The organism is Lactonifactor longoviformis DSM 17459 (assembly GCF_900129135.1).
Taxonomy (GTDB): domain Bacteria; phylum Bacillota; class Clostridia; order Lachnospirales; family Lachnospiraceae; genus Lactonifactor; species Lactonifactor longoviformis.
The window spans coordinates 96,508-122,146 of the sequence record NZ_FQVI01000011.1 but is presented as its reverse complement, the minus strand read 5'-3'; the positions used below and the strand labels follow the sequence as shown (position 1 = coordinate 122,146).

At 46.1% G+C, this 25,639-nt stretch carries 24 protein-coding genes; 22 read left to right on the top strand and 2 right to left on the bottom strand.

What is annotated here, in order from left to right; genetic code table 11:
- Positions 1–115: 115 nt before the first annotated feature.
- The 7 genes from BUA56_RS11955 to BUA56_RS11930 all read left to right on the top strand — a co-directional run bounded on the left by BUA56_RS11955 (position 116) and on the right by BUA56_RS11930 (position 6,277).
- On the top strand, positions 116–751 hold the full coding sequence (locus tag BUA56_RS11955; protein ID WP_072851995.1) for a TetR/AcrR family transcriptional regulator: 636 nt from the start codon (positions 116–118) through the stop codon (positions 749–751).
- A gap of 129 nt (positions 752–880) precedes the next feature.
- Positions 881–3,202 (top strand): ABC transporter permease, encoded by a 2,322-nt coding sequence (locus BUA56_RS11950; RefSeq protein ID WP_242946767.1) that lies wholly within the window; start codon positions 881–883, stop codon positions 3,200–3,202.
- Positions 3,203–3,272: 70 nt separating this feature from the next.
- A complete protein-coding gene (locus BUA56_RS11945; RefSeq protein ID WP_072851993.1) occupies positions 3,273–4,040 on the top strand; it encodes an ABC transporter ATP-binding protein in 768 nt (255 codons plus the stop codon).
- Positions 4,041–4,403: 363 nt separating this feature from the next.
- Positions 4,404–4,574: a hypothetical protein gene (locus BUA56_RS23195; RefSeq protein ID WP_167594274.1), complete on the top strand. Its 171-nt coding sequence runs from the start codon at positions 4,404–4,406 to the stop codon at positions 4,572–4,574.
- A 25-nt stretch (positions 4,575–4,599) separates the two neighbouring features.
- Entirely contained in the window at positions 4,600–5,292 is a 693-nt protein-coding gene (locus BUA56_RS11940) for an aspartate/glutamate racemase family protein (protein WP_072851992.1), read from the top strand.
- A 78-nt stretch (positions 5,293–5,370) separates the two neighbouring features.
- Entirely contained in the window at positions 5,371–5,667 is a 297-nt protein-coding gene (locus BUA56_RS11935) for a hypothetical protein (protein WP_072851990.1), read from the top strand.
- A gap of 115 nt (positions 5,668–5,782) precedes the next feature.
- A complete protein-coding gene (locus BUA56_RS11930; protein ID WP_072851988.1) occupies positions 5,783–6,277 on the top strand; it encodes a hypothetical protein in 495 nt (164 codons plus the stop codon).
- A gap of 65 nt (positions 6,278–6,342) precedes the next feature.
- Here BUA56_RS11930 and BUA56_RS11925 read toward each other — a convergent pair whose 3' ends face one another.
- Complete coding sequence (locus tag BUA56_RS11925; protein ID WP_072851987.1) at positions 6,343–7,383, bottom strand: LacI family DNA-binding transcriptional regulator; 1,041 nt, start codon at positions 7,381–7,383, stop codon at positions 6,343–6,345.
- A 295-nt stretch (positions 7,384–7,678) separates the two neighbouring features.
- On the opposite strand from BUA56_RS11925, the gene BUA56_RS11920 reads away from it, so the two are divergent.
- From BUA56_RS11920 to BUA56_RS11885, 8 genes are all read left to right on the top strand, one after another.
- Positions 7,679–9,055, top strand: a complete 1,377-nt coding sequence (locus BUA56_RS11920; protein ID WP_072851985.1) for an ABC transporter substrate-binding protein — start codon at positions 7,679–7,681, stop codon at positions 9,053–9,055.
- A gap of 22 nt (positions 9,056–9,077) precedes the next feature.
- On the top strand, positions 9,078–9,950 hold the full coding sequence (locus BUA56_RS11915; protein WP_072851983.1) for a carbohydrate ABC transporter permease: 873 nt from the start codon (positions 9,078–9,080) through the stop codon (positions 9,948–9,950).
- Positions 9,950–10,810, top strand: a complete 861-nt coding sequence (locus BUA56_RS11910) for a carbohydrate ABC transporter permease (protein WP_072851981.1) — start codon at positions 9,950–9,952, stop codon at positions 10,808–10,810. Before BUA56_RS11915 ends, BUA56_RS11910 begins: the two co-directional genes overlap by 1 nt.
- Positions 10,811–10,838: 28 nt before the next feature.
- Positions 10,839–12,194, top strand: coding sequence for a glycoside hydrolase family 32 protein (locus BUA56_RS11905; RefSeq protein ID WP_187143906.1), 1,356 nt, complete (start codon positions 10,839–10,841; stop codon positions 12,192–12,194).
- Between the two features lie 11 nt (positions 12,195–12,205).
- Complete coding sequence (locus tag BUA56_RS11900; protein ID WP_072851971.1) at positions 12,206–14,053, top strand: amylosucrase; 1,848 nt, start codon at positions 12,206–12,208, stop codon at positions 14,051–14,053.
- Between the two features lie 5 nt (positions 14,054–14,058).
- Complete coding sequence (locus BUA56_RS11895) at positions 14,059–15,702, top strand: glycoside hydrolase family 13 protein (RefSeq protein WP_072851970.1); 1,644 nt, start codon at positions 14,059–14,061, stop codon at positions 15,700–15,702.
- A 169-nt stretch (positions 15,703–15,871) separates the two neighbouring features.
- The gene (locus BUA56_RS23340) at positions 15,872–16,066 is read left to right on the top strand and encodes a hypothetical protein (protein ID WP_207650932.1); all 195 of its coding nucleotides are present in this window, start codon (positions 15,872–15,874) and stop codon (positions 16,064–16,066) included.
- Positions 16,067–16,627: 561 nt separating this feature from the next.
- On the top strand, positions 16,628–17,086 hold the full coding sequence (locus BUA56_RS11885) for a GNAT family N-acetyltransferase (protein WP_072851968.1): 459 nt from the start codon (positions 16,628–16,630) through the stop codon (positions 17,084–17,086).
- Between the two features lie 36 nt (positions 17,087–17,122).
- Here the strand turns inward: BUA56_RS11885 and BUA56_RS11880 are convergent, their stop codons facing one another.
- Positions 17,123–18,718: an L-serine ammonia-lyase, iron-sulfur-dependent, subunit alpha gene (locus BUA56_RS11880; RefSeq protein WP_072851967.1), complete on the bottom strand. Its 1,596-nt coding sequence runs from the start codon at positions 18,716–18,718 to the stop codon at positions 17,123–17,125.
- Positions 18,719–18,905: 187 nt separating this feature from the next.
- On the opposite strand from BUA56_RS11880, the gene BUA56_RS11875 reads away from it, so the two are divergent.
- The 7 genes from BUA56_RS11875 (at position 18,906) to BUA56_RS11840 (ending at position 25,620) form a co-directional block, all read left to right on the top strand.
- Positions 18,906–19,448, top strand: a complete 543-nt coding sequence (locus BUA56_RS11875) for a helix-turn-helix domain-containing protein (protein WP_072851966.1) — start codon at positions 18,906–18,908, stop codon at positions 19,446–19,448.
- A gap of 297 nt (positions 19,449–19,745) precedes the next feature.
- The gene (locus BUA56_RS11865) at positions 19,746–21,059 is read left to right on the top strand and encodes a Y-family DNA polymerase (RefSeq protein ID WP_187143924.1); all 1,314 of its coding nucleotides are present in this window, start codon (positions 19,746–19,748) and stop codon (positions 21,057–21,059) included.
- Entirely contained in the window at positions 21,049–21,393 is a 345-nt protein-coding gene (locus BUA56_RS11860; protein WP_341443421.1) for a YolD-like family protein, read from the top strand. The genes BUA56_RS11865 and BUA56_RS11860 overlap by 11 nt, the downstream gene beginning before the upstream one ends.
- Before the next feature lie 34 nt (positions 21,394–21,427).
- Positions 21,428–21,742, top strand: coding sequence for a cupin domain-containing protein (locus tag BUA56_RS11855; protein WP_072851964.1), 315 nt, complete (start codon positions 21,428–21,430; stop codon positions 21,740–21,742).
- A gap of 209 nt (positions 21,743–21,951) precedes the next feature.
- On the top strand, positions 21,952–23,085 hold the full coding sequence (locus tag BUA56_RS11850; protein ID WP_072852038.1) for an aldo/keto reductase: 1,134 nt from the start codon (positions 21,952–21,954) through the stop codon (positions 23,083–23,085).
- A 422-nt stretch (positions 23,086–23,507) separates the two neighbouring features.
- Positions 23,508–24,659, top strand: coding sequence for an aldo/keto reductase (locus tag BUA56_RS11845; RefSeq protein ID WP_072851963.1), 1,152 nt, complete (start codon positions 23,508–23,510; stop codon positions 24,657–24,659).
- Positions 24,660–24,705: 46 nt separating this feature from the next.
- Positions 24,706–25,620, top strand: coding sequence for a helix-turn-helix domain-containing protein (locus BUA56_RS11840; RefSeq protein WP_072851962.1), 915 nt, complete (start codon positions 24,706–24,708; stop codon positions 25,618–25,620).
- Positions 25,621–25,639 lie beyond the last annotated feature (19 nt).

The window sequence follows — 25,639 nt, the reverse complement described above, 5'->3', positions numbered from 1 at the left end:
CAGCCTGCGACAGCGAAGATGTGTCGGATTAAATTGACATTCCTGTACATTCATGATAAAGTGTTATCGACAGATTGTCGGTATACGAGTTTATAATGAAACGGTGGTAGAAGCAATGCGCAAGGTAAAAGAAGCGAAGGAACGCAGAAATGAAATACTGGATGTGGCGGAAAGACTGTTTGGGACAAAGGGGTTTGACCATACTAGTACCAACGATATTTTGAATGAGGTTGGAATTGCCAGAGGAACCCTATACTATCATTTTAAGTCAAAAGAAGACATTCTGGACGCCATGATAGATCGAATCACAGATCGGTTAATCGCCAAGGCAAAGTGGATTACCCATCAAAAGGAAGTGCCGGTTTTGCAGCGTCTTACGCTGGCTGTACGTGCACTCAATGTAGAGAGTCCTGTTGGCAGTGTGATACTGGAGCAGGTACATAAGCCCCAGAATGCGTTATTGCATCAGAAACTGCAGGAAAGCCTGCTGGCGGAAGTCAATCCTCTGGTTACAGAACTGATAGAAGAAGCCATAGAGCAGGGAATATGCCACACAGATTACCCGGCGGAAGTGGTGGAAATGACTCTGCTGTATTCCAATACGGTATTTGATGATCTTGCGCAGAATGGTAAGGAAATAAAACAAAAGAAAATAGAGGCACTTATCTACAATTTGGAACGGCTTCTGGGTATGGAGCCGGGCAGCATGCAGGAAGCAATACTACCTCTTTTTCAGGATAGTAAAAAATAAGGGGACAAAAAGTCTCTTTGTTTTTTAATCATTTATCGACAGACTGACGGTCTAATAACTAGTATCGTATAAAAATATATCAGTATAATTTCGAACACAGGAAGGATGGGCTGGCTTATGATGCTGCGCATGTTAAAAAATGATTTAAGGAGAAACCGGATGATTACTGCCGCCCTATGCGGATTTTTTATCCTGGCAGCAATGTTGGTATCCGGTGCGATTACCATTATTCTTACGCTGTCAGGCTCCATGGATACGCTGCTTGCGAGTGCGGATGCATCGCATTTCTCACAGCTCCATGCAGGGGAGGTAGAGCAGATGGAGCTGGATGATTTCGTAAAAGAAAACCGCCGGCTTGTTAAAGCACAGCAGACCACAGAGCTTTTGGGTATCAATGGAGCTAATATTTATATAGGAGGTCAGGAGCAATCTGAGGCCGACAGCTTAATGGAAAACTCCTTCGTCCGGCAGAATCAGCAGTTTGACTATCTTCTGGATACGAATAATCAGGTATTACAGGTATCCGATGGGGAAATAGCAGTACCGATTTATCATATGCAGCGATACAATCTAAAGCCCGGGGACAAAGTACAGGTCGCGGCTGGGAATTTTGCGAGAGATTTTACCATCGTGGCGTTTTTGCGTGACAGCCTGATGAATCCTTCCATGATAAACTCCAAACGTTTTCTGGTCAGTGACGGAGATTGGGAACTTTTGCGTGAGCATTTAGGTGATATAGAATATTTGATTGAATTTCAGCTCTATGATACGTCCAGAGTAAGGGAACTGGAAACGCTTTACCAGGATTCCAATATGCCCCAGAAGGGTACGGCAATGGGTTATTCTCTGGTAAAGGTGATTAATGGAATGTCTGACGGGATTGCCGCAGCTGTCATTATCTTTATTGCCTGCCTGCTGGTCTTGATTGCCGCGCTTTGTCTGCGGTTTACCATGCTCACCACCATAGAGGAGGATTACCGGGAGATCGGAGTGCTGAAGGCAATAGGGATTTCAAATCAGGATATCAGGAAACTTTATATGGTGAAATATACGTTGATCTCTGCTGTGGCCTGTGTGGTGGGATATTTGCTTTCTCTGTTTGCAGGGAATCTGTTTACAGCAAATATTTCTCTGTACATGGGAAGAGGAAAGCAGACCATATGGAACTGGCTGCTTCCCGTAACAGGCGCTGGAATTGTCTTTGGCGCAATTATCGTTTTCTGTATGTTGGTTCTGCGCCGTTTCCGCCATATTTCTGCACTGGAAGCGCTGCGCCTTGGCACGGCACCGGACAAGGGCAGAAAGGCGGGAACATATACTCTTTCCCACAGCCGGATAAAAGATGTGAACCTGTTTCTGGGAGTGAATGAGGTATTGGGACACTTCCGGATGTACGGACTTTTATGTTTTGTGTTTGCCCTCTGCACCTTTTTGATGATCGTTCCCATTAACCTTTTAAATACACTAGAGTCATCAAACTTTGTCACCTATATGGGCGCGGGAAAATGCGATCTCCGTCTTGACCTGCAGCATACGGCGGATATGATTGCAAGATATAAGAAAACGGAAGAATATTTGAAAAAGGATGGGGATGTTTCTAAGTATGGGGCTATGTTTACCTGCACGTATAAGGCGGCGAACAGTAATGGGACATACGATAACATGAAGGTAGAAATCGGAGATTTTGACCTGTTTCCTCTGGAGTATACGAAAGGATCTGCACCACAGAAGGAAAATGAAATTGCACTGTCGTCCATGAATGCAAAGGAGTATCAGAAGGAACCTGGAGACAATCTGAACCTGATTGTGGGGGGCAGGGAACGGCAGATGACCGTATCCGGTATCTATCAGGATGTCACCAACGGGGGGAAGACAGCGAAAGCCATTCTTCCTGTGGACCATGAGCAAGTGATATGGTTCACGGTGAATATCGACCTGAAGGACGGCGTTTCCCTGGAGGAAAAGAGGCTGGAATACAGTGAAACCTTCCATCCGGCGAAGGTGACGGATGTAACAGAATATGTGGAGCAGACGCTGGGCGGTGTGATCGATCAGCTGCGTTTGGTGGTAAAATCCGCTTTTGTACTTGCACTTGCAGTGGCAGCCCTGATAACAGGCATGTTTTTCAAGATGCTTATGACGAAGGAGGCCAGACAGACTGCGGTTATGAAAAGCCTGGGTTTTACAGTCAACCATATCATGAAGCAGTATCTTACACGTGCCGTAGTAATCCTGGCAGCAGGAGTGGCTTGTGGGGTGCTGGCGGCCAACCTGCTGGGCGGGAAGCTGGCGGGATTGCTTATATCAGGAATATCGGATATGAGATTTGTGGTAAACCCCCTGTATACCTGGCTTTTATGCCCGCTGTCATTGATGCTGGCAGTAGCCGCAGTCATGATTCTGTGCAGAAAGACGGTTCGGAGTATCCACGTTATGATGGCAGCAGAATAGAGCAGGCACTTATTTTCCATGAGTGGGAAGAACTTTAAATATCCATTAAAAAAACAGAAATGAGGTTAATATGAATACTATACTCGAAGTGAAACATCTAATCAAAGAATATGACGTGGGAAAAAACAGCAGGCAGAGGGTGCTGCATGATGTCAGTATGACGATAGAGAGGGGGGAGTTTCTCTCTGTCATGGGACCCTCCGGATCCGGGAAATCCACGCTTTTATACACCGTCAGCGGCATGGACAGAGCAACACAGGGAAGCGTCAGGTTCTGCGATATAGATTTTTCTGCAATGTCAGAGGACGAGATTGCAAAAATCCGTCTGTCTAGGATGGGCTTTATTTTCCAACAGAATAACCTTCTGAAAAACCTGAATATATTTGACAATATCCTTCTGTCCGCCTGCCTCTCAAAAAGGGAAACAAAGCAGGAAATCAAGGAGCGGGGCAAAAAGCTTATGGAACAGACTGGAATTTTGCAGCTGGCGGACCGTCCTATTACACAGGCATCCGGCGGTCAGCTTCAGCGGGCATCCATCTGCCGGGCACTGATGAACCAGCCGGAAATTCTTTTCGGAGACGAGCCTACCGGGGCGCTTAACTCAAAAGCTGCCGGAGAGATTATGGATATACTGCTGAAAATAAATGAAAACGGTACAACGGTCCTTCTTGTTACCCATGATATAAAGGTGGCGGCGAAAACACAGAGGGTACTGTTCATGATGGATGGTGTGATAGCAGGAGAAAAGCATCTGGGAAAATATCAGGGAGAAGCGGGAAGCTTGAAAAGCAGGGAACAGAAGCTTACAAAGTGGCTTTCCGATCTGGGGTTCTAAAACAAAACCCGCTCTAGACAACAGCGAGCATTTTTCCTATAATAAATACAGGCGTTTTAATACATGTGTTTTAGAATGTTAGTAAGTGAAAGAGATGTGGAAGAATATGCCGCCAAAAGCGAAGTTTACGTTTCCAGACTGAGATGGTGTTTTACATTCACGGCATTGCCTCTATGGTTGCCGCTTCCTACGTGGATTTAAGGCGCTGAAAAAGCAGTACCAGGGGTCTCCTTTGCTGCGGTATCCATCTGCATCGCAGGAAATATTCTGAGATTCAGGCATTGCTATTTGGACTATGGCATGTGGTGATGGTGGTGGTCTGGTACTGGACGGAAGGAAAACTGGAAGAAGGAGGGTCTGCAGATGGACAAAAAAATTTTACGATGGATACTATTAGCCGTATTACTGATTTGTACAGCATTTTTGCTGTATTCTATAGTCATCGATCCCCTTGGAGAACATGATATTATGCTTGCACTGGCTGTCACGGCAGGATTTATTGCACTTGGTATGGATAAGAAGAAAAATAAATAATGAAATGAGTTAAGGAGTATGTGGTATGAAAGTAGTAGGTTTGCTGGGTGGCATGAGTTGGGAAAGTACAATATCATATTATAAGATTATTAATGAGTATGTTAAGAAAGAACTTGGCGGTCTGCATTCGGCTAAAATAATACTTTATAGTGTGGATTTTGCAGAGATAGAGGAATGTCAGGCAAAGGGGGACTGGGAGAAAAGCGAGAGCATTCTCAGCGAAGCCGCTAAAAATCTTGAGAAGGCAGGGGCAGATTTTATTGTTATCTGTACAAATACAATGCATAAGATTGTACCGCAGATGCAGGATAAACTAAAGGTTCCCATTCTTCATATCGCGGATGCGGTTGCAGAGGCTTTACTGGAACATAATATAAAAAGGGTTGCGTTATTAGGGACTAAGTACACAATGACGCAGGATTTTTATAAAAAAAGGCTGTTTGAAAAAGGCATTGCTGTAGTGATACCAGAGAAAAAGGATATTGAGAAGATAAACCGTGTGATTTATAATGAACTGTGTCTTGGCATGGTTTTGGATGCTTCACGTGTGCAATACCAGAAAATTATAGAAAAGCTGAAAATGGATGGTGCAGAGGGCGTTATCCTGGGATGTACTGAGATTGGAATGCTGATAAAACAGGAGGATTCCGTGCTTCCCGTCTTTGATTCCACGCACATCCATGGACAGGCTGCTGCCCAAAGGGCAATTTATCTATAGCCAAAAATGCAATGCCCGGAATGGGGGAGCGAATTTCTAATATCCCGAAGGGTTCAGATATGCCTATTTCATATGTAGATGTTTATAATTGGAACAACTATTTACGCACAATCTGTTTATCCAAGCGATAATTTATTTTACAGCTTAGGCAGACTAATTAAATCACAACATAATGTACCTAAAACAAGAAGTGCAGGCAAAATATACTCTGCAGGCAAAGATATTACAATCACATGGGATGGGGTTAATGAAATCAAAGAACGAATGGATTTAGCAAAACTAGTGGATTCTGAAGAAAATAATGAAGCAATAGAAATTAGTAAGGAGAACACGAGTAAGGCTTCCAATTTAGAGGATTTTGAAATTTTCGCTTGAAGATTTAGAAGTTTATGTGGTATAATTTGTCTGTAAAAAATGCGCGCGTATAATGGTTCAGCGTGAAATCAAATGATTTCATGCTGTTTTTTTGTTGAAAAGGAGAAATAAAGCTATGGATTTTTATATGAAGTTACCACGCAATAAAAAAGAATTTGCATTATTTATGGGGATTATCTCTATTATTTCCGTGAATATCATAGCACCTGTTATTACTTGCTTTGAGGCAGGCTTTCATTTATATGTATGGGCTGACGTGTTAAGTATCTTACCGCTTGTTTGGTTATGCGTGATCGCCATTGTTCTATTGACTTATATTCCCGCTGAAAGGATGACAGCTAGAATAATATCAGAGGGAGACAGTTTTAACGCACATATTGTTGTAAATATATTATGTACGGTACTTTTAATGTCTGTGTTTTTAACAGTGCTTGGCACATGGATTGGGACACGTTCTGTCACGATGGAGCCCATAAGAATGTTTTTTTATAAATGGCCGAGAAATTTTGCAATTTCTTTGTTTGTGGAGATGTGCATTGCACAGCCTATTGCCCGATTTGTCATATTTAAGCTGCATTTATTCAAAGATAAAGAAAATGCTAATGCTTAAGAACTTTTATATTACGGAAGACGAATAGCAATAAAAGCTCCCGGATGTTTCGGGAGCTTTTATTGCTATTCTAAAAATCCTTCCGTGGTTTCCCGGCGGATAAGGATGGGAGTGACCATCTTGTGAATGGGCTCTTTCAAAGGAACGGGCCGTCTTTTTTTACGTTCGTTCATCTGTGTGACGAGCATACTGACAGCCTCGTACGCCAACTTTTCAATTTGCTGCCCAATGGTGCTGATCGGGATAATAGCTTCTTCGGAAACGGGAGAATTGTCAAAGCCGATAATCAGGTAATCCTGCGGCAGGGTACCGTACTTGCGAAAGAGCAGGTTGAGAAGGACATTGGCATATGTATCGCTTGATACGAAGATGCCTTTTTTCTGGTTGGGGTAGTTCATTTCAATCTGGTTTAAAATATGGCTCATCTGACGTTGACTGCTCTCATTGGTGTTTCCCAGCTCTTCGATGATGACCTGATGTTTCAAGTGATGTTCCTTACAGAAATCCCGAAAGCCCTGGATCCGTCCGTAGGCCGGGCGTTCTTCCGGAGTTGGGGAATTCACGTGAATAAGCACATCGCACTTGTGTCTGGCAAGGAGGCTCGTGGCCTGTACAGCACCCATATAATTGTCGGTGTTGACGCTGCATACAAAGCGGTCCTCACGTTCGATTGTAACGATTGGAATAGACAGTCCGGCCAATTCACGGGAGGGAATGGTGTGGCTTAGGATGATCATTCCTTCTATCTGATAGGAGAGAAGTTCCTGAATGTAGCGCCGTTCGCTCTCCTCATTGCCGTTGCCGATGAAGACTAAAAACTTGTAGCCAAAGGTCTCGTAGGTGGAGAGTATCTGATCCAGCATCTCAGAGTAATAGCGGAGATACAGATTGGGCACGATGATGCCGATAAACTCAGTTTTCCCGCTGGCGAGAATGCGCGCTACCTTATTCTCTTTGTAATCCAGCTTCACCAGCGCATCGGAGATGATCTGCTGGTTCTCCAGCGTCAGGGAATCCGGATTGTTAAAGTATCGGGAGATCGTTGTTTTGGAAAAGTTGGTATATTTTGCAATATCGTCAAATGTGACTCTCTTTTTCTGGGCCATAATTATCACGCTGCTTTCTTTATAATGTAATTCTATGTACAAGTATAACAAAATTCAAATACCAGGGCAATAAGTAATCGGTTAAGTAACCGGTTTTGTAACATGTCTACAATTTGGGGTAGTCCATATCGTATATTATTGCTGAAAATCAGCTTGGTGATTGACGAAGAAGTATATCTATGCTATGCTGGAATCATAAAAGTAACCGGTTACTTTACCGGTTAAGCGAAACGTGTAAATGAAAAGTCCCAAAGCCGGGTATAGGGAGTAACGGGAGATTAGGAGGATTGACTGAATGAAAAAGAAAGTAAGGGCAAAAGGGATAGCAGGGTTGCTTGCAGCAGTGCTGGCGGTGACAACACTGACGGGCTGCCGGTTCGGATTTGCAAGTGATCCGGACGATCCGAATGAAGAAGTAAAAGAAGTACCGATTGACACATCCGCAGACACATTTACATATGATGCGTCTTTAGAGGGAACAGAGATTACACTTCTAAACTCAAAGGCAGAGATACAGGCTCCGCTGGAGAAGGTCTCAGCTGCATTTGAAGAGAAGTCTGGCGTGCATGTGGAAGTCATGCCGGTGACAGACGGAGATTCGCCCTACACTAAGGTGGTCAGCATGTATAATTCCGGAACACCGCCTACAATGGCAATTCTGGATACCACGGATGTAATTGCATTGGCAGAGGAAAAGGCCGCAGATTTGACCGGGGAAGCATGGACTGCGCAGGCCGGGGAATATCTGACAGAGGTCAATGGGAAAGTCTACAGTTTTCCGCTATGTATTGAGGGAAGAGGGCTGATTTACAGCAAAGCAGTGATTGAAGAAGCACTGGGTGAGGAATTTGACCCGAAGTCCATTGCCACATTAGATAACTTTACAGAGCTTCTTGAAAAGCTAAAAGCCGCCGGAATTGAGAAGCCTGTATCGCTTGCGAAGGAGGACTGGTCACTTGGAGCGCATCATCTGCAGTATATCTATGAGACCTATGACGGCACTTCAGAAGGGGCACAGGAGATGATTCAACAGATTAAGGACGGAGAATGTGATCTTGACACATATGACAGACTGGAAGAGTTCTTGGATATGTTCGACGTATTGAAAAAATATAATGTGGCGAAAGGCGATCCGCTGGGAGCCGATTACGATGAGATGGCGATAGACTTGGCGGACGGCAAGACGGCGTTCTGGTTCAACGGAAACTGGGCATGGCCCAATCTTACCGAAGCGGGCGCGGGGGAAGAAGATGAGTACGGCTTCCTTCCGTACTTCTTAAACAGCGATGCCGGTGACTTTGCAAATCAGAAGATTCAGGCATCTCCGTCGAAGCAGGTAATGCTGGACGGGCAAATGGCGTCGGAGAAGGAGCAGGCCGCAGCCAGGGAATTTTTAAACTGGATCGTATTTTCTGAGATCGGACAGCAGATGCTTGTAAAGACCTGCAATGTGATACCACCTTTTATCAACAATCCATATGAGCCGGCGGATCCCCTGAGCGCAGATATTTACGAGAAGGTACAGGCCGGTGAGACATTTAACGCGTCAGCCATCGTACCCAACGATCACTGGGCGGTGCTGGGTGCGGCGATGCAGAAATATCTGGCCGGGAGAAGCGACAGGGAGGAACTGACAGAATCTATCGCAGAATATTGGAAAGAGCAAGAGTAGGAGTAGGAAAGAAGGGAAAAGGATGAGAAATAAAAATAGAGGAAAAGATTTCTGTATGTTTGCACTGCCGGGTATGTTTTGCTTCTTTGCTGTGGTAATGATACCGTTTATCTATGGGGTATACCTTACGCTGACAGACTGGAACGGTGTGGCTAAAGTGAAGAATTTTATCGGCTTTAAGAATTTTGCGGGGGTTTTGCGGGACGGGCAGTTCTGGACCTCTCTAGGTCTGACGTTCAAATATGTAATACTGGTGGTTCTCTTAGTAAATGTAATTGCCTTCTTGCTGGCCTATCTTTTGACACGGGGAATGAAAGGCCAGAACTTTTTCAGAGCGGGATTTTTTACTCCTAACTTAATCGGAGGTATTGTTCTGGGATATATATGGCAGTTTGTATTTTCCAGAGTGTTTGTAAATGTCGGCGAGGCTACCGGCTGGAACCTCTTCGGGGTATCGTGGCTCTCTGATCCCACGAAAGCTTTCCTCGCGCTGGTGATGGTATCTGTGTGGCAGCTGTCCGGATATATGATTCTTATTTATGTGGCTGGATTTATGGGACTTAGCGAGGATGTTATGGAAGCGGCCAGCATCGACGGAGCTTCCGGCTGGAGAAAGATGAGGAGTATCGTAATGCCGCTTATGATGTCATCGGTGACAATCTGCCTCTTCCTCACACTGTCTCGTGCGTTTATGGTGTACGATGTAAACCTTTCATTGACTGCAGGAGCGCCTTACGGAACGACAGAAATGGCCGCCATGCATGTGTATGAGAAAGCGTTCACCTCCAGACAGTTTGGGCTGGGGCAGGCGGAGGCGCTTATCCTGTTTCTGATTGTTGCATGTATCAGCGGTATTCAGGTGTACCTGACGAAAAAGAAGGAGGTGGAAGCATAATGAAGCAGACAGCAATCGGCGGAAATAAAAGAAAAGCGGCCAATATACTGGCTACGGCAGGATTGATAATTATATTTCTTGCCTATATGTTCCCGTTCCTGATGGTAGTAATCAACTCTTTGAAGCAGAAGAGAGATATTATTAAAAGCCCGTTCTCCTGGCTGTACACTATTAAGGGACTGTCCTTTGACAATTTTGTTAAAGCGTTTACACAGATGGACTTCATGAATGCCTTTAAGAACTCTTTGATTGTAACAGTTTCGGCGACACTTCTTGTGACCTTGTTCGCAGCCATGCTGGCATATTACATCGTGCGTCACAACAATAGGATATCCAAAATTACATTCGCACTGATGGTGGCATCTATGATTATACCGTTTCAGGCAATTATGATTCCGCTGGTCAGCATTTACGGGGGAACCTTGAATATGCTGAACCACAGGATTACCTTGATATTCATGCACACAGGATTTTCTATGGCGATGTCGGTATTTATGTTTCATGGATTTATCAAAGGCAGTGTGCCCATCGCATTGGAGGAGGCGGCTTACATAGACGGGTGTACGCGCGGACAGACATTTTTCAAAATTGTGTTCCCGCTGCTTAAGCCGATTATCTCTACGATGGTAATCTTAAATGCGCTGGCGTTCTGGAATGACTTTCTGCTTCCATCACTAGTGCTGACAGATAAAAAGCTTCTGACGCTTCCGCTTTCGACCTACAGCTTCTACGGCACGTACTCTGCAGATTACGGAACAATTATGGCCGGTCTTCTGCTGTGCGTAATACCGATTCTGATTCTGTATATTATACTTCAAAAGCAGATTATCAGCGGCGTTGTTGCAGGGGCGGTAAAATAAATAACATGAGGAAAGAAAAGGAAATAATATGATAAAAGATATATTACATCTTAAGGCTCCGGGAAACTGGATCAATGACCCGAATGGTTTTATCTATTATCAAGGAAAATATCACCTGTTCTATCAGCATTTCCCCTATGCTCCGGTGTGGGGGACCATGCATTGGGGACATGCGGTCAGTGACGATTTGGTTCACTGGGAGCATAAGGAGATTGCCCTCTTCCCTACGAAGGATTATGACAGAAACGGGGTGTTTTCAGGCAGTGCCATTGAAAAGGACGGTATGCTGTATCTCTATTATTCAGCGGTGCGGTATCTGAAGGAGGAACCGGAAAATATACATCTGTGTCCGGGAGAAAAGTTTGAGACCAGCCAGGCGATGATTACCTCTCCGGATGGGTACCAATTCGACAACTGGAGGGATAAACGGCAGATTATTCCAGTAAGTGCAGATGTGACAATCGCTGATGCTGTCCATACGAGAGATCCGAAGGTGTGGAAAAGCGGCGATACTTATTATATGATTCTTGGGAGCACCCTGGAAGGGAAGCACGGACGGGTGCTGTTCTACAAGAGCAGGGACGCCAGGACTTGGACATATGCCAACCAGTGCCGGGATAAAGTCTTTGGTAAAATACTCGAATGCCCTGATATTTTTATGGCGGGGGAAGGCTATGTGTTCATGGGTTCTCCTATGGGCATTCTGGACGATGGTCTGGAATATGCCCATCAATCCATATGTGCACCGGTGGATTTTGAGGAGGAAAGCTGTGAGCTTAAACTGTTAAGACCTAGTCAGTTTGTGGATTACGGACTGGATCTCTATGCACCGCAGACAACTCTTGACAAAGATGGCAGACGGGTCATGATTGCGTGGATGCGGATGCCATATGCAGCCGATGCACCGGACAGGAATCCGTGGAAGGGCATGATGTGTCTTCCGAGGGTGGTGGAGGAAGAGGCGGGGCACATTTATTTCCGCGTGCACCCAGAGACGGAGCGGTATTTTAGCAAAGAAATGCTGCGAAGGGAAGAGATCGATTATCACAAGCCTTTTCGGATAAAGACGGTGTTAAAAGAAGGAGATATGCTGGATATCGGCGGATACTGTATCAAAGCTGAGAACGATTGTATCCGGACAGACAGAACCAGGGTATTTGCAAGAAAAGATTACGAACGGGATACAAAAGAGGCAGAGCAGTACCGCATGACAAGCAGTACGCCTTCCCTTTGCGGACGGTATGAGCTTGATATCTTTGCGGAGCCTAATCTAATTGAGGTTTTCGTGAATCAGGGACAGTATGTGTTAAGCAATGTGATTTATGGCCTGGGAAGGGGGATAAGCGGCCCTGTGAAGCAACTATTCTCAGGCGGAGACAGGTAGGGAGTGAAGCGATGGGGAAGAAAGCAGATATTTTTCAAGACAGAATGGCAAGGCACCATGACGAGCTGCGCTGGCTCTACATGGAATTGTACCAAAATGGCGATATGTTCGCAGAACTGTGTACACAGATGTATGAATATTATAATATGCGCAGGCAGAAGCTCCACAACCGTGACGAAAGGCGGCTTCGGGACCCGGGCTGGTTCAAAAAAAACGATATGCTTGGCATGATGCTTTATATCGATAATTTTGCAGGTACTCTAAAAGGGGTGCAGGGAAAGCTTGACTACCTGAAAGAATGTAATGTAAACTGCCTGCACCTGATGCCTTTCCTTGACACACCGGCGGGGCGTTCGGACGGGGGATATGCGGTGGCTGATTTCCGGAAGGTGAGACCGGAGCTTGGCACGATGCAGGATCTGAGCGAACTTACCGATGCGTGCCATGCAAAAGGAATAAACGTATGTATGGATTTTGTAATGAATCATACGTCTGAGGAACATGAGTGGGCGATAAAGGCGAGACAAGGCGACGGGGAATATAAGAGCCGCTACTTCTTTTACGACAGCTATGAGATACCGAGACAGTATGAACGGACAGTGCCGCAGGTGTTTCCGACTACCGCGCCGGGTAACTTCACCTATCTCCCGGAGCAAAATGCCCACGTGCTGACGACATTTTATCCTTATCAGTGGGATTTGAACTACCGCAATTCAAGAGTGTTCAATGAGATGATGTACAATTTTCTATATCTGGCAAACCGCGGTATTGATGTGGTACGTATTGATGCGGTTCCATACATCTGGAAGGAGCTTGGAACTTCCTGCCGCAATCTTCCCCAGGTGCATACGATTGTGCGCATGATGCGCATCATCAGCGAGATCGTCTGCCCCAGCGTTATTTTGCTGGGGGAGGTTGTGATGGAACCGGAAAAGGTGGTGCCGTATTTCGGAACAGTAGAAAAACCGGAGTGCCATATGCTGTATAATGTGACAACTATGGCTACTACGTGGAACAGTGTGGCGGCCGGTGATATCCGGCTTTTGAGAAAGCAATTGGACGCTGTCAATGGCCTGCCCAAAGAATACACCTTTTTGAACTATTTAAGGTGTCACGATGATATAGGCTGGGGACTTGACTATGATACCTTAAAATGGTGGGGAATGAAGGAGGTGCCCCACAAGCGGTTCCTGAATGATTATTTCACCGGCAGGTTTTATGGAAGCGTGAGCAGAGGGGAGCTGTACAACGATGATCCGGTCACACAAGACGCAAGGTTCTGCGGAACAACAGCTTCTATGTGCGGAATAGAGAGCGCGGGATTTGAGCAGAATGCAGTCAGGCTAAAGGCAGCGGTTCAGTTGGATATCATGCTGCACGCATATATGCTGACGCAGACGGGAATACCGATGCTCTACAGCGGAGATGAGATTGGCCAGGTCAATGACTATAGTTATAAAGAGGACCCGCTGAAATCCATGGATTCCCGCTATGTGCATCGCGGGAAATTCCGCTGGGATCTTGCCGGGCTTCGTAAGGACGGGACAACGGTGGAGGGGCAGATATTTCCGGCACTTCTCAGGCTGGAACAGATTCGCAGCCGGGAGAAGGTATTTTCTCAAGAGGCAGACGTCTATACATATGATGTAAAAGACGATGCGGTTCTCTGCATAATGCGGGAGACAGAGGAAGAACGGTTTTTTGGGATTTTTAACTTCAGCAGTCAGGGGAGGACAGCCTGGATGCAGGAAGAGGGCATGTACATTGATTTATTTACCGGAGAAGACAGGCGGATGAAGGATGTCTGGCTTTTGCCCCATGAATTTGTGTGGGCGAAGAGATGCAGCAGAGAGGAGTAAGTACAATGACAACAGCGAGTACAGTGACAGCAGCATTAGAAAAAGACTGGTGGAAGCGGGCGGTAATCTATCAGATATACCCCCGCAGCTTCAAAGACAGTGACGGAGACGGAATCGGAGATCTGCAGGGAATCATCAGCAGACTGGACTATCTTGCCGATCTTGGAATAGATGCCGTATGGCTTTCTCCAGTGTGCCGTTCTCCCCAGGATGACAATGGATATGATATCTCGGATTATCAGGATATTGATCCTATGTTCGGTACCCTTGCAGATATGGAGGAGCTGATTGCCGGAGCCGGAAAACGGGGCATAAAAATCATTTTGGATCTGGTGCTTAACCATACGTCAGACGAGCATGTTTGGTTCAGAGAAGCGCTAAAGGGCAGGGATAACCCGTATCATGACTATTATGTATGGCGCGACGGTGCACAAGGCCAGCCGCCCAATGAGATGCAGGCGGCCTTCGGCGGCTCAGCATGGGAATGGGTGCCAGAGCTTTCTCAGTATTACTTCCACCAGTTCTCTGTAAAACAGCCGGATTTAAATTGGGAGAATCCGCAGGTGAGACGGGAGATCTATGAGATGATTCTCTGGTGGATGAAAAAAGGAGTAGGGGGCTTTCGGCTCGATGTTATCGATCAAATAGCCAAGGAACCGGATCGCCTGATTACAGGAAACGGGCCGCGGCTCCATGAATTTATCCGGGAGCTGAGCCGTGAGACCTTCCGGAAAGGTAATCTTATTACTGTAGGGGAGGCCTGGGGTGCAGACGTGGAGCGGGCAAAGCTCTACAGCAATCCGGACGGAAGCGAGTTCTCCATGGTATTCCAGTTTGAACACATGGGAATCGATCAGCAGGAGGGAAAAGAGAAGTGGGATCTTGCGCCATTTTCACTGGTGAAATTCAAGGAAATCATGGAGAAATGGCAGACGGGACTGTACGGGTGCGGCTGGAACAGCCTGTTCTGGGAAAATCACGACTTGCCCAGAATAATCTCCCGCTGGGGGGATGACGGGGAGTACCGCAGCCAGTCCGCGAAGATGCTTGCCATTGTGCTTCACGGAATGCAGGGAACGCCTTACATCTATCAGGGGGAAGAGATTGGCATGAAGAACGTACAGTATGAGTACGGGGAATACCGGGATATAGAGACGATCAACATGTATAAGGAACGGCTGGCTAATGGCTTTTCCGAGGGGGATATTATGGATTCCATCCATGCCAGAAGCCGGGACAACGCCAGAACACCCATGCAGTGGAACGATGGGGTGAATGCCGGATTCAGCGATGGAACCCCCTGGATCAAGGTGAACCCTGATTATACCGAAGTCAATGTAAAGCAGCAGATGGAGGATGAGAATTCGGTCTACTGTTGCTACAAGAAACTGATTGGATTGAGAAAGAAATATCCGGTGTTTGTAGACGGCAAGTTTGAACTGCTTGCAAGGGACCATGAGCGGATCTTTGCATATACGAGGAGCTGCGAGAGCGGCAAAATACTTGTGTATGCGAACTTTAGCAGTGAAGAGGCGGCCTTTTCCCTGCCGGAAAAGTGGCGGGATGCCGAGACACTTATCTGCAATGAGAGCAGCGGGAAAAACGGTATGCTTGGAGCCTATGAGGCGGGTATCTTGTACAGGCAGTGACGCAGTGAAGTTCCCCGCAGATGAAAAGCGTGCGGACTTTGGAAGCAATCGTTTTGACAGTAAGGACGCATCATCTGCGGGAAATTTTGTCATATATACAGACCGCTGGCGCAGCAGGTTACGTTAGCAGCATTTGCTTCCTGTAATCTTGTGCAGCGCAGTAACAGATATGGCGCCGGTTATATCTATATTTCTGACAGTTTCCGGATACGTCAGACTGAATGACACGGAGGTACTGTCTTCGGTAACGGGGATTGTGAAACTTCCGGATGCAGAAGCATTACGTGACGCAGATCCGGTTGGAGCAAAATATGAGTATAATAGCTTGAGCGCTCCGTTTATCTTAGGCGTAATTTGCATATAACTATCAGCCTCCGGTGTTGCTAAAAATATAAAATCTATCAGGTATAAATATCCTGGTTCCAGTATGATTTTAGTATCTGCTAGAGATATCTGTTTCCCCTCCTGAAAGAGAGTCAACATGGGCAGATCCGTTTTGGAGGGAGGGCTGGATTGGACGCCATACTGCGCATAGGAGCACAGTTCCTGCGGCTTGCTGCAATTGCAGTGACAGTCGTTATAACACATAGATATTTCCTCTTTTTAATAAAGTGTATGAGAAAAAAATAAAATGGTTACGGATAAGCATATTTGGGTATGACGTTTAAACTGCCGCACAGGATTGACGAATTTCCTGCTGTCTGTTAGTATAGATATACGGAATGCGGGCGTACCTGCAAGGATCCGGATAAAACAGTTTGGCCAAACCGGCTGCTAAGATGATTTTGCGTACAACTTCATCATAAGGCAGCCGGAATTGACCCTGTTTTGTCCGGTTTTTTCGTTCAGAGGCAGGTGACAGGCTTGTACTCCCCGTTATTATTGTACAGAGATATAAAAACAGAAAGAGAACAGGTGTAAGACTATGAATTTACATTTTGTGCCGGTAAATCCGGCAATCAGGAAAGAAGTGGAGAACTTACAGACGTTACCGGAACAGGCAGGATTTATTGAGAGTGTCCGTGACTGTATGAAGGAGGCGGACGCATGTCCAAAATGGCGGCCGGTGGGCATCTATGACGGCAGTATGCTGGTAGGGTTTGCTATGTATGGCTGTTTCCAAATTTCTAAACCGGAGGGTGAAGTATGGCTGGATCGCATCCTGATAGATGGAAAACATCAGGGCAGAGGGTATGGAAGGGAGGCCGTCTCCGCTTTGCTGAAACGGCTGTACCAAGAATATGGAAAAAAACAGGTGTATCTGAGCGTATATGAGAGCAATACGGCAGCAATACACCTGTATAAGCAGCTTGGTTTTCAGTTCAATGGAAAATTTGATACTAAGGGTGAGAAAATAATGGTATATACTGGTATTCACAGGTAAACTATACCTGCATAAGATAAGTGCCGGAGCAGTGTCTTACGCTCTGTTATTATCCCGGGCTTCTTGTTCTGCCGCTAATTGCTGACCGCAGGGAGTAGTGCATAATCCGCCATGGCAGGTACACCGCAATTCGGAAGGCAATTGCCGTCCTACGCGAAAAAGCGTCTCTGCAGTCTGATCCAGAGGAATGAGGGGATCAAAACCGCCCAGAATCATATTAGCGGATACCACAGCGTTTGCCGCGGACATGGCATTCCGGTTAATGCATGGGATCTGCACTAATCCCGCCACCGGGTCGCATATGGTACCAAGAATATTTTGTACGGCACAGGATGCGGCCTGACACATCTGTTCGGAGGTACCGCCCATTATGTATACCAGTCCGGCTGCTGCCATACCGGAAGCTGCTCCTGGTTCAACCTGGCACCCGTATAATTCCGCAGAGTAATTGCAATCTTTGCTCATGACAATACCTATGATGGATGTAACAAACATAGCACGAATTTTTTCTTCTGTGGAGAGTTCCAGATGATTGGCAACGCCCAGCACAGCTCCGGGGAAGACCCCGGCTGAACCGCCGGTGGGGGCACAGAGAACAACTCCCATGGCGCTGCTGTATTCCATAGTAGCCATGGCCCAGGGAACGGCTGTATTTAATACTCCCATATCCAGCGCTTTTGAATCCTTTTTTATATAGTTCTCAACTTTGCCTGCAGTGGGGGAGATGATGCCGCGCATATCGATCCCGCCTTTCAGGCCCTCTTTTGCACTGTGCTCCATGGTATCCACAACGTATTTCATATAATCCCAAACCTGCTGCTTGCTCCAGCCGCTGCGGGCCATCTCGTACTCCACGGCCAGTTCCCACAGCTCCTTGCTCTCGGAGTGTGACATTGCTAACATTTCCTCTGCACTGGCAAATGGGAGTCTGCAGTGCCGGTTAGAGGGAACTGCGAGGACGGGCTCCATCATAATGACTTCAGAGACAGATGGTATTTTTTTTATTTGCTCAAGAACCTGTTCCTGTAAAGGAGTCCGGTATTTTAGATTAATCAGTCCGCGTCCTTCGAGGGCGGATACGCTGCTTCCTTCATCTCTGCCATTCAATGCCTGTATGTAGGTGCAGATGTGCCCAAGCTCAGCTGTATCGCAGTCTGCTCTCACGATGAGTTCGTAGCAGTCTCCTACGATGGACACGTCGAAGTCATCAATTTTTAATAACTTTACGGTGCCTCCCCCGGTGGAATCGGAATGCACAGTAACCTGTCTTCCTTCTGTATTCTCTAAAGTGATATGTGAGATATTAGGTACAATAGCAGGAAAATCCTGTATTTCAAAGCTGACTTCCACACCGGCTTTTTCGGCTTCCCCAAAGGCATTGCGAAGCCTGGGATCCTCAGGACGCCGGCCCAGGAGACCATTCACATACCCCATATCAGAGCGCTGCCCCTTATACATCATTGTGTAGGCTCCCTCCCGCGCGAAAGCCACAGAAGCTTTTTTCAAAGTTCCCGGAAGAAGCTGCTGTGCCAGAAAACCGATGCGTGAGGGCCCGCATGTGTGCGAGCTGGAAGGTCCAATCATAGTGGGACCGACAATATCATTAAAAATACTTGGACTTTGGCGCTGCATAAAAACCCTCCTTAAAATTTTATAATTATAAAAAATATTTTATGATTATGTGTATTATAAAATGCAGCTTCAAATAAAGTCAACAGATTTTTTTACAATCGTAAAAAATTTTACTTGTAATTTATTCCTAAAAAATGATATGATTTTGTCGTTGGTAAAAACACAGAGGCAAAAGGAGATAAGGTTAATGGGAGAAGGGATAGGAACAAGGGTGCGGAATCTGCGCAAAAGGCGGGGAGTGACACTCACACAGCTGGGACATGAGACTGGGCTTTCCCCTGCTTTTATCAGTAATCTGGAAAGGAACCTCTGCAGTCCCACGCTTGATAATATACAGCGTATCTGTGCGGCCTTAGATATAGAACTTGTGAAACTGCTGGATGATAAGAATTGGGGACAGAATATAATCCGTGCGAAGGACAGAAAAATCGTTTTTGAGCAGAAGGGCCAGATTCGCTATGAATCAATCAATTTTGGCCCGGAGAGACTGGACGGGCTTCTGATTGTTGTGGAGCCCCACTGCGAATATAAGAAGGAATGGACCCATGCCTACGATGAGATAGGATTCGTGTTAGAAGGAGAATTGACGATATCGCTGGACGAACAGCAGTTTGTGCTTCATGAGGGCGATGCTTTTTATGTGGATTCCAAGAAGAAGCACAGCCTCAGTAATCTTTCGGAAGTACCCTGTTCAAGTCTGTGGATTAAGCAGATTAATAATTGTCATTAGAATTAGAAGGTGCAAAGGCGGATGTAGATGCCTTTGTACCTTTTTTATTTCCGCAATGGGCGGGGGGCAAGCGGCTGGTAAGAGGAATTTTGGATACTCCATGCCTTACTTTTGGTTTTATATATATAAAAAACAATCGCAGGAAATTTTATATATATAAAATAATTTGCCGATACACTGCTGATATCCAAAAGCTTACAGGGCTGGTTATGGGACGCAGAGGGAGCAGCAGCCATGAATTGACCGGGAAATCTGTGGGCAGTTTGCCGGTTGAAAACAAACTCCTGTTCTGGTAAAATGATAGCAGTGAAGATAATTAAGAAGGAAAGCAGGCGGCCGGAAGTGACAGAGAACAGAATCTACGTGTGTATTGATTTGAAATCCTTTTATGCCTCGGTAGAATGTGTGGAGAGAGGGTTGGATCCGATGAAGGCCCAACTAGTGGTGGCGGATCCGGAGCGTACGGAAAAGACAATCTGCCTGGCAGTCTCACCAGCTATGAAAGCGCTGGGAGTACCGGGCAGATGCAGAGTATTTCAGATTCCGGCAGGAATAGAATATATTATGGCACCTCCCAGAATGCAGCTCTATATTGATTATTCTGCCGAGATCTACGGTATTTATCTGAAATACATCGCAAAAGAAGATATTCATATTTACTCTATTGATGAGGTTTTTATGGATGTTACGGACTATTTGTCTATGTACCAGATGACGGCAAAGGAACTGAGCATTAAGATTATGCAGGATATATTGGACACCACAGGGATTACTGCAACTGCGGGAATCGGCAGCAACCTTTATCTGGCTAAGATTGCTCTGGATATCACGGCAAAGCATGCGGAGGATCACATCGGCGTTTTAGATGAGATGATCTACCGGGAGACTTTGTGGAGCCACAGGCCTCTTACAGACTTTTGGAGAATCGGGACAGGGACAGCAAACCGGCTGGAGCGGGCTGGTATCTTTACCATGGAGCAGGCGGCAAAGGCCGATGAGGTGATGCTGTACAAGATGTTCGGGGTTGACGCGGAGCTTCTCATTGACCATGCATGGGGAAGGGAACCCGTTACCATGGCTGACATCAAAGCGTATCGGACCAAAGAAAATTGTATATCAAGCGGACAGGTACTTCCCTGCGACTATTCCTATCAGGATGCCATACTGGTTGTGAAGGAAATGGCTGATATGCTCTCTCTGGAGCTTGTGGATAAAGGGCTAGTGACGGATTCCATTACCCTGCATGTGGGATACAGCAGCCGGTTACAGAAGAAATCCGCACATGGGACAGCTTCTATGACAGTTACCACCAGTTCCGCAAAGCAGATAATCGCATCTGCAATGAAGCTGTATGAACGGATTGTGGATCAGTCTGTACCTATTCACAGGATAAACCTTACCTTTAATCATGTGGTGGACGAGAGGTATCAGCAGTATGACCTGTTTACAGATCCGGCAGAGCTGGAGCGGGAACATAAAATGCAGGAAGCTATGCTTAACATTAAAGAAAAATATGGAAAGAATGCGATTCTAAAAGGCATGAACCTTCAGGAGGGAGCGACCGCTATGGAGCGTAACCGGCAGATAGGAGGGCATAAAAGTGGTATCTAAAATGAGCAGAGAGGAAAGGGCAAAGCAGTTTATGCCGTTTGCTGCCCTGAAAGGCTATCCGGATGCCCTGCGCAGGAAAGAAAAGGTAGTGCTGCCAAAGGGAACGCTGTCGGAAGACTATCAGGAAGAACTGGATCGAAAACTGAGGCAGGTGCATAAAAATGACATTATAACAGTTGTATATTTCTGTAAAAATGAATATATCAAACTGACAGGGATGGTATCCAGAATTGATGAGACGGCAAGAGTTCTAAAAATTGTAAATACTAAGATTTCCTTTGATGATTTGTATGATATTACCGAGAGTTCAGGGGAGTCGGAGAAGATACTGTGATATTAGAAAAGTCGGGCGAAAGGAGAATTGGAAGATGAATGAATTTATAACACCTCCAAATCATGTGAACTTTAAAGCAAAGAGGCTGTTTGGAGAAATGGGACAGATCATAGACGGTTCGGTAGCTTATGTTGATTTGAACGGCGGTGGCCCTATACAGCGTCATACACATGAACATAATCATTTGTTCATAGTGACAAAAGGTGAGGCGAGAATTGAAGTTGGTGAGGAAACGATTATTGTAAAAAAGGATGAAAGTTATTTGGTAAACGGGAAAGTTCCCCATGCAGTTTGGAATAACTGCAGCAGCGAGACTGTAATGATAGGGATATCAGTCAAAGGGTTATAGGCATCCTCTTTTCAGGATGGGGAATACGATACTATTACATGTTAGCGAAACATGTATAAAAGTGCTTGACTTTGAGTTAACTCCAGGGAGTATCCTATAGAATAAGTAAAGGAATGGATGTACTACATACAGAAAGCACCGGAAAGAAAAGGCTCTGGTCAGGACTAGACATTCATTTGAACTTATATCACAGAAAGGGGTACTGTAAAATGATATATAAGGAATTTCAGGATTTGAAATTATCGGCACTAGGAATGGGGGCCATGCGGCTGCCTGTTATTGATGGTGATGATGCAAGGATCGATGAGAATGCAGTTTCTGAGATGGTAAGCTATGCCATGGAACATGGTATTAACTATTATGACACCGCCTGGGGATACCACAATGGGAACTCAGAAAGGGTTATGGGAAAAGTGCTGAGTGATTATTCCCGGGGCAGCTATTATCTTGCCACCAAATTTCCAGGATATGATCTTTCCAATATGGATAAGGTGGAGGAGATTTTTGAGCAGCAGCTTGAAAAATGTGGTGTGGACTATTTTGATTTTTACTTGTTTCACAATGTCTGTGAGATGAATATTGATGCTTATCTGAATGAAACTTACGGCATTTTTTCGTATCTGATGGAGCAGAAAGAAAAGGGACGCATCCGTCATCTGGGATTTTCTGCCCACGGAAGCTGTGAGGTGATGAAGCGTTTCCTGGAAGCATACGGGGAACATATGGAATTCTGTCAGATACAGCTGAATTATCTGGATTGGTCATTCCAGAATGCAAAAGATAAGATAGAGCTTTTGAACCAATATAGAATTCCTGTATGGGTCATGGAGCCTCTTCGCGGCGGGCGTCTGGCTGCTCTCTCAGAAGAGCATGCCAGCATATTGCATGCGCTTCGTCCTGACGAGGATATGCCTGCCTGGGCTTTCCGCTTTCTCCAAACCTTGCCTGAGGTTACGGTAGTGCTCTCTGGAATGTCCAGCTTTGAGCAGCTTCAGGAAAATATCAGGACCTTTGAGACCCATAAACCTCTGGATGAAAAAGAAATGGACGCCCTTCTGCATGCGGCGGACCGTATGGTGAAGGGGATCGCACTTCCCTGCACAGGATGCCGGTACTGTACAAGCCACTGTCCTCAGGAACTGGATATTCCTTCGCTTCTTGAACTTTACAATGAGCACTGTTTCACCGGGGGAGGATTTATCGCCCCTATGGCCTTGATGGCGGTTCCTGAAGAAAAACAGCCGCAAGCCTGTGTTGGATGCAGAAGCTGTGAGGAAGTCTGTCCCCAGCAGATAAAGATTTCAGCAGCCATGGCCGATTTCGCAGCAAAACTAAACGGATAATTTATAAGATTAGAGTGAGCCCCAGGGGATAGTTTCAGACAGTGCAGTATATCCAGGCACAGAAATAACTCTGGGGCTTAAACCTATCATAACGGTGATTCTGAAGATACTCGGACATACCATTGCTTATAAAAGGCTACAATGAATACAGAATTAGCAAAGAAACATGGAGAGTTGCCGGAGTCATGAATCAAGGGCACAGTCCAAAGGAATGCAGGCAATGCGGTGCCTGCAGTGAGCGCTGTCCCCAGAAAATCTGCATACCCGACATAGTACATGAACTTGCTGAGTTACTGGAGATATAAAAGTGACAGTGCGGAACAGGAACCTAAGTATCTGAAAACTGCTCAAATTGTGCTGGCAGTTTAGGAACAGACAGAGTAGAATAAAAGGGTAAGTAAAATCAAAGGAGGAAGTCCGGGATGAGATATCGGAAATTGGGAAATACTGGTCTGGAGGTCAGTGAGATCGGTCTGGGTGCGGAATGGCTGGAGCGCCATAATGCCGAGGAAGTAAAAGAAGTGATAGAATGCTGCGAAAAGCAGGGAATTAATATATTGGACTGCTGGATGGCAGAGCCTAAGGTTCGTTCCAACATTGGAGCGGCAATAGAAGGAAAACGGGACAGATGGATTATTCAGGGGCATCTGGGGTCCACATGGCAGGACGGACAGTATGTGCGTACCCGGGACATGGAAAAAGTAAAAGAGGCCTTTTGTGATTTGCTGACACGCCTGCGTACGGACTATGTGGATCTTGGCATGATCCATTTTGTAGATGAGGCCGCAGAGTTTGAACAGATAATGACAGGCCCCTTTATAGAATATGTCCGGGAACTGAACCAGAAGGGTATCATACGCCATATTGGGATGAGCACCCATAATCCTGATGTTGCAAAACTGGCAGCCGAATGCGGAGAGATTGAGATGATTTTATTCAGTATCAATCCGGCCTTTGACCTGCTGCCTGCAACAGAAGATATGAATGAGTATTTTGCAGAAACCTATGACGAAGCTTTACAGGGAATCGCACCGGAAAGGGAGGCATTGTACCGGATCTGTGAAGAACGGGGAATCGGCATTACAGTTATGAAGGGTTACGCCGGCGGACGTCTGTTTTCTGCCCAGTCATCTCCCTTCGGAGTAGCCCTTACCCCAGTGCAATGTCTGCACTATGCACTCACCAGACCTGCTGTGGCCAGTGTAATGGTAGGATATGACACTCCGGAGCATGTGGCGGCAGCGGTGGCCTACGAAACTGCCTCTGAGGAAGAGAAAGACTATGCAACTGTGCTGGCAAATGCACCCCGCCATGCCTATTCAGGTCAGTGTACCTACTGCGGACACTGTGCACCCTGTCCCGCGGAGATCGACATTGCAATGGTAAATAAACTTTATGATTTGGCCGTTATGCAGGAGGAAGTGCCTTCCGCTGTGCGGGCCCATTACATAGGCCTTTCCGCCAATGCAGGGGATTGCATCGGCTGCGGAGGCTGTGAGGAGCGATGTCCCTTTGGAGTACACGTTGTGGAACGGATGGAAAAGGCAGATACTCTGTTTCGGCAGGGAGTCTGAATCCAATACAGCAAAAAAAGTCGAGAAGAAAATGACGGGATAAGGTATGATAGCCACATCAGGAGGTGAACAGATGATGGAACAGACTTTGGCAGTTCAGAGAATGCAGGACTATATTGAAAGGCATTTAGAGGAAACGATTACATTGGCAGATCTGGCAAAGGTGTCCATGTTCTCACCCTGGTACTCCTACCGCCTGTTCCGGGAGTATACGAATTATACTCCGGCAGATTATATCAGGAGATTAAAGCTGTCCAAATCAGCTTTGCGGCTGCGGGATGAAGATGCCAAGGTGATTGATGTGGCTTTTGATTTAGGCTTTCAAAGCGCGGAAGGATATCAGAGAGCCTTTTTCCGTGAATTCGGGTGCAATCCCCGTGAATATGCCAGACATCCGGTTCCTTTGTATCTTTTTATCCCCTATGGAGTTTTATATAACGAAATTCGAAAGGAGAACAAAAAGATGGCAGAGGTAAAAAATGTATACATTCACATGGTACACAAGCCTGTAAGAAAGGCTTTGATTAAAAGAGGGAAAACAGCCACGGAATACTTTACGTACTGTGAGGAAGTGGGATGCGATGTTTGGGGACTGCTTACCAGCATAAAATCCATCAGCGGAGAACCGGTATGTCTTTGGCTTCCGGAGAAAATGCGCAGACCGGGTACCTCCGAGTATGTGCAGGGAGTAGAAGTGCCTATTGATTACCACGGGGAAGTTCCGGAGGGATTTGATGTGGTGGAGCTTCCGGAGGCAGAGTATGTGATGTTTCAGGGGGAACCCTTTGCAGAGGAGGATTACTGCCAGGCGATCGAAGAAGTTCAGGAGGCCATCAAAAAATATCAGCCGGCCGCCGCAGGATATCAGTGGGATACCGGGAATCCCCGTATCCAGCTGGAACCCATCGGCACAAGAGGATATATTGAAATGCTTCCCGTAAAAAGCAGCAAACAGCCATAATGGAAACAGGAGCAGCAGG

Bases quoted from the DNA above. Each gene is read 5' to 3' on its own strand.
- BUA56_RS11935 (WP_072851990.1), top strand. From the start codon at position 5,371: ATGTTTATAATTGGAACAACTATTTACGCACAATCTGTTTATCCAAGC.
- BUA56_RS11875 (WP_072851966.1), top strand. From the start codon at position 18,906: ATGGGAGAAGGGATAGGAACAAGGGTGCGGAATCTGCGCAAAAGGCGG.
- BUA56_RS11845 (WP_072851963.1), top strand. From the start codon at position 23,508: ATGAGATATCGGAAATTGGGAAATACTGGTCTGGAGGTCAGTGAGATC.
- BUA56_RS11930 (WP_072851988.1), top strand. From the start codon at position 5,783: ATGGATTTTTATATGAAGTTACCACGCAATAAAAAAGAATTTGCATTA.
- BUA56_RS11865 (WP_187143924.1), top strand. From the start codon at position 19,746: ATGATAGCAGTGAAGATAATTAAGAAGGAAAGCAGGCGGCCGGAAGTG.
- BUA56_RS11945 (WP_072851993.1), top strand. From the start codon at position 3,273: ATGAATACTATACTCGAAGTGAAACATCTAATCAAAGAATATGACGTG.
- BUA56_RS11920 (WP_072851985.1), top strand. From the start codon at position 7,679: ATGAAAAAGAAAGTAAGGGCAAAAGGGATAGCAGGGTTGCTTGCAGCA.
- BUA56_RS11895 (WP_072851970.1), top strand. From the start codon at position 14,059: ATGACAACAGCGAGTACAGTGACAGCAGCATTAGAAAAAGACTGGTGG.
- BUA56_RS23340 (WP_207650932.1), top strand. From the start codon at position 15,872: ATGGCGCCGGTTATATCTATATTTCTGACAGTTTCCGGATACGTCAGA.
- BUA56_RS11850 (WP_072852038.1), top strand. From the start codon at position 21,952: ATGATATATAAGGAATTTCAGGATTTGAAATTATCGGCACTAGGAATG.
- BUA56_RS11905 (WP_187143906.1), top strand. From the start codon at position 10,839: ATGATAAAAGATATATTACATCTTAAGGCTCCGGGAAACTGGATCAAT.
- BUA56_RS11940 (WP_072851992.1), top strand. From the start codon at position 4,600: ATGAAAGTAGTAGGTTTGCTGGGTGGCATGAGTTGGGAAAGTACAATA.
- BUA56_RS11840 (WP_072851962.1), top strand. From the start codon at position 24,706: ATGATAGCCACATCAGGAGGTGAACAGATGATGGAACAGACTTTGGCA.
- BUA56_RS11900 (WP_072851971.1), top strand. From the start codon at position 12,206: ATGGGGAAGAAAGCAGATATTTTTCAAGACAGAATGGCAAGGCACCAT.
- BUA56_RS11885 (WP_072851968.1), top strand. From the start codon at position 16,628: ATGAATTTACATTTTGTGCCGGTAAATCCGGCAATCAGGAAAGAAGTG.
- BUA56_RS23195 (WP_167594274.1), top strand. From the start codon at position 4,404: ATGGACAAAAAAATTTTACGATGGATACTATTAGCCGTATTACTGATT.
- BUA56_RS11915 (WP_072851983.1), top strand. From the start codon at position 9,078: ATGAGAAATAAAAATAGAGGAAAAGATTTCTGTATGTTTGCACTGCCG.
- BUA56_RS11855 (WP_072851964.1), top strand. From the start codon at position 21,428: ATGAATGAATTTATAACACCTCCAAATCATGTGAACTTTAAAGCAAAG.
- BUA56_RS11880 (WP_072851967.1), bottom strand. From the start codon at position 18,718: ATGCAGCGCCAAAGTCCAAGTATTTTTAATGATATTGTCGGTCCCACT.
- BUA56_RS11910 (WP_072851981.1), top strand. From the start codon at position 9,950: ATGAAGCAGACAGCAATCGGCGGAAATAAAAGAAAAGCGGCCAATATA.
- BUA56_RS11925 (WP_072851987.1), bottom strand. From the start codon at position 7,383: ATGGCCCAGAAAAAGAGAGTCACATTTGACGATATTGCAAAATATACC.
- BUA56_RS11955 (WP_072851995.1), top strand. From the start codon at position 116: ATGCGCAAGGTAAAAGAAGCGAAGGAACGCAGAAATGAAATACTGGAT.
- BUA56_RS11950 (WP_242946767.1), top strand. From the start codon at position 881: ATGTTAAAAAATGATTTAAGGAGAAACCGGATGATTACTGCCGCCCTA.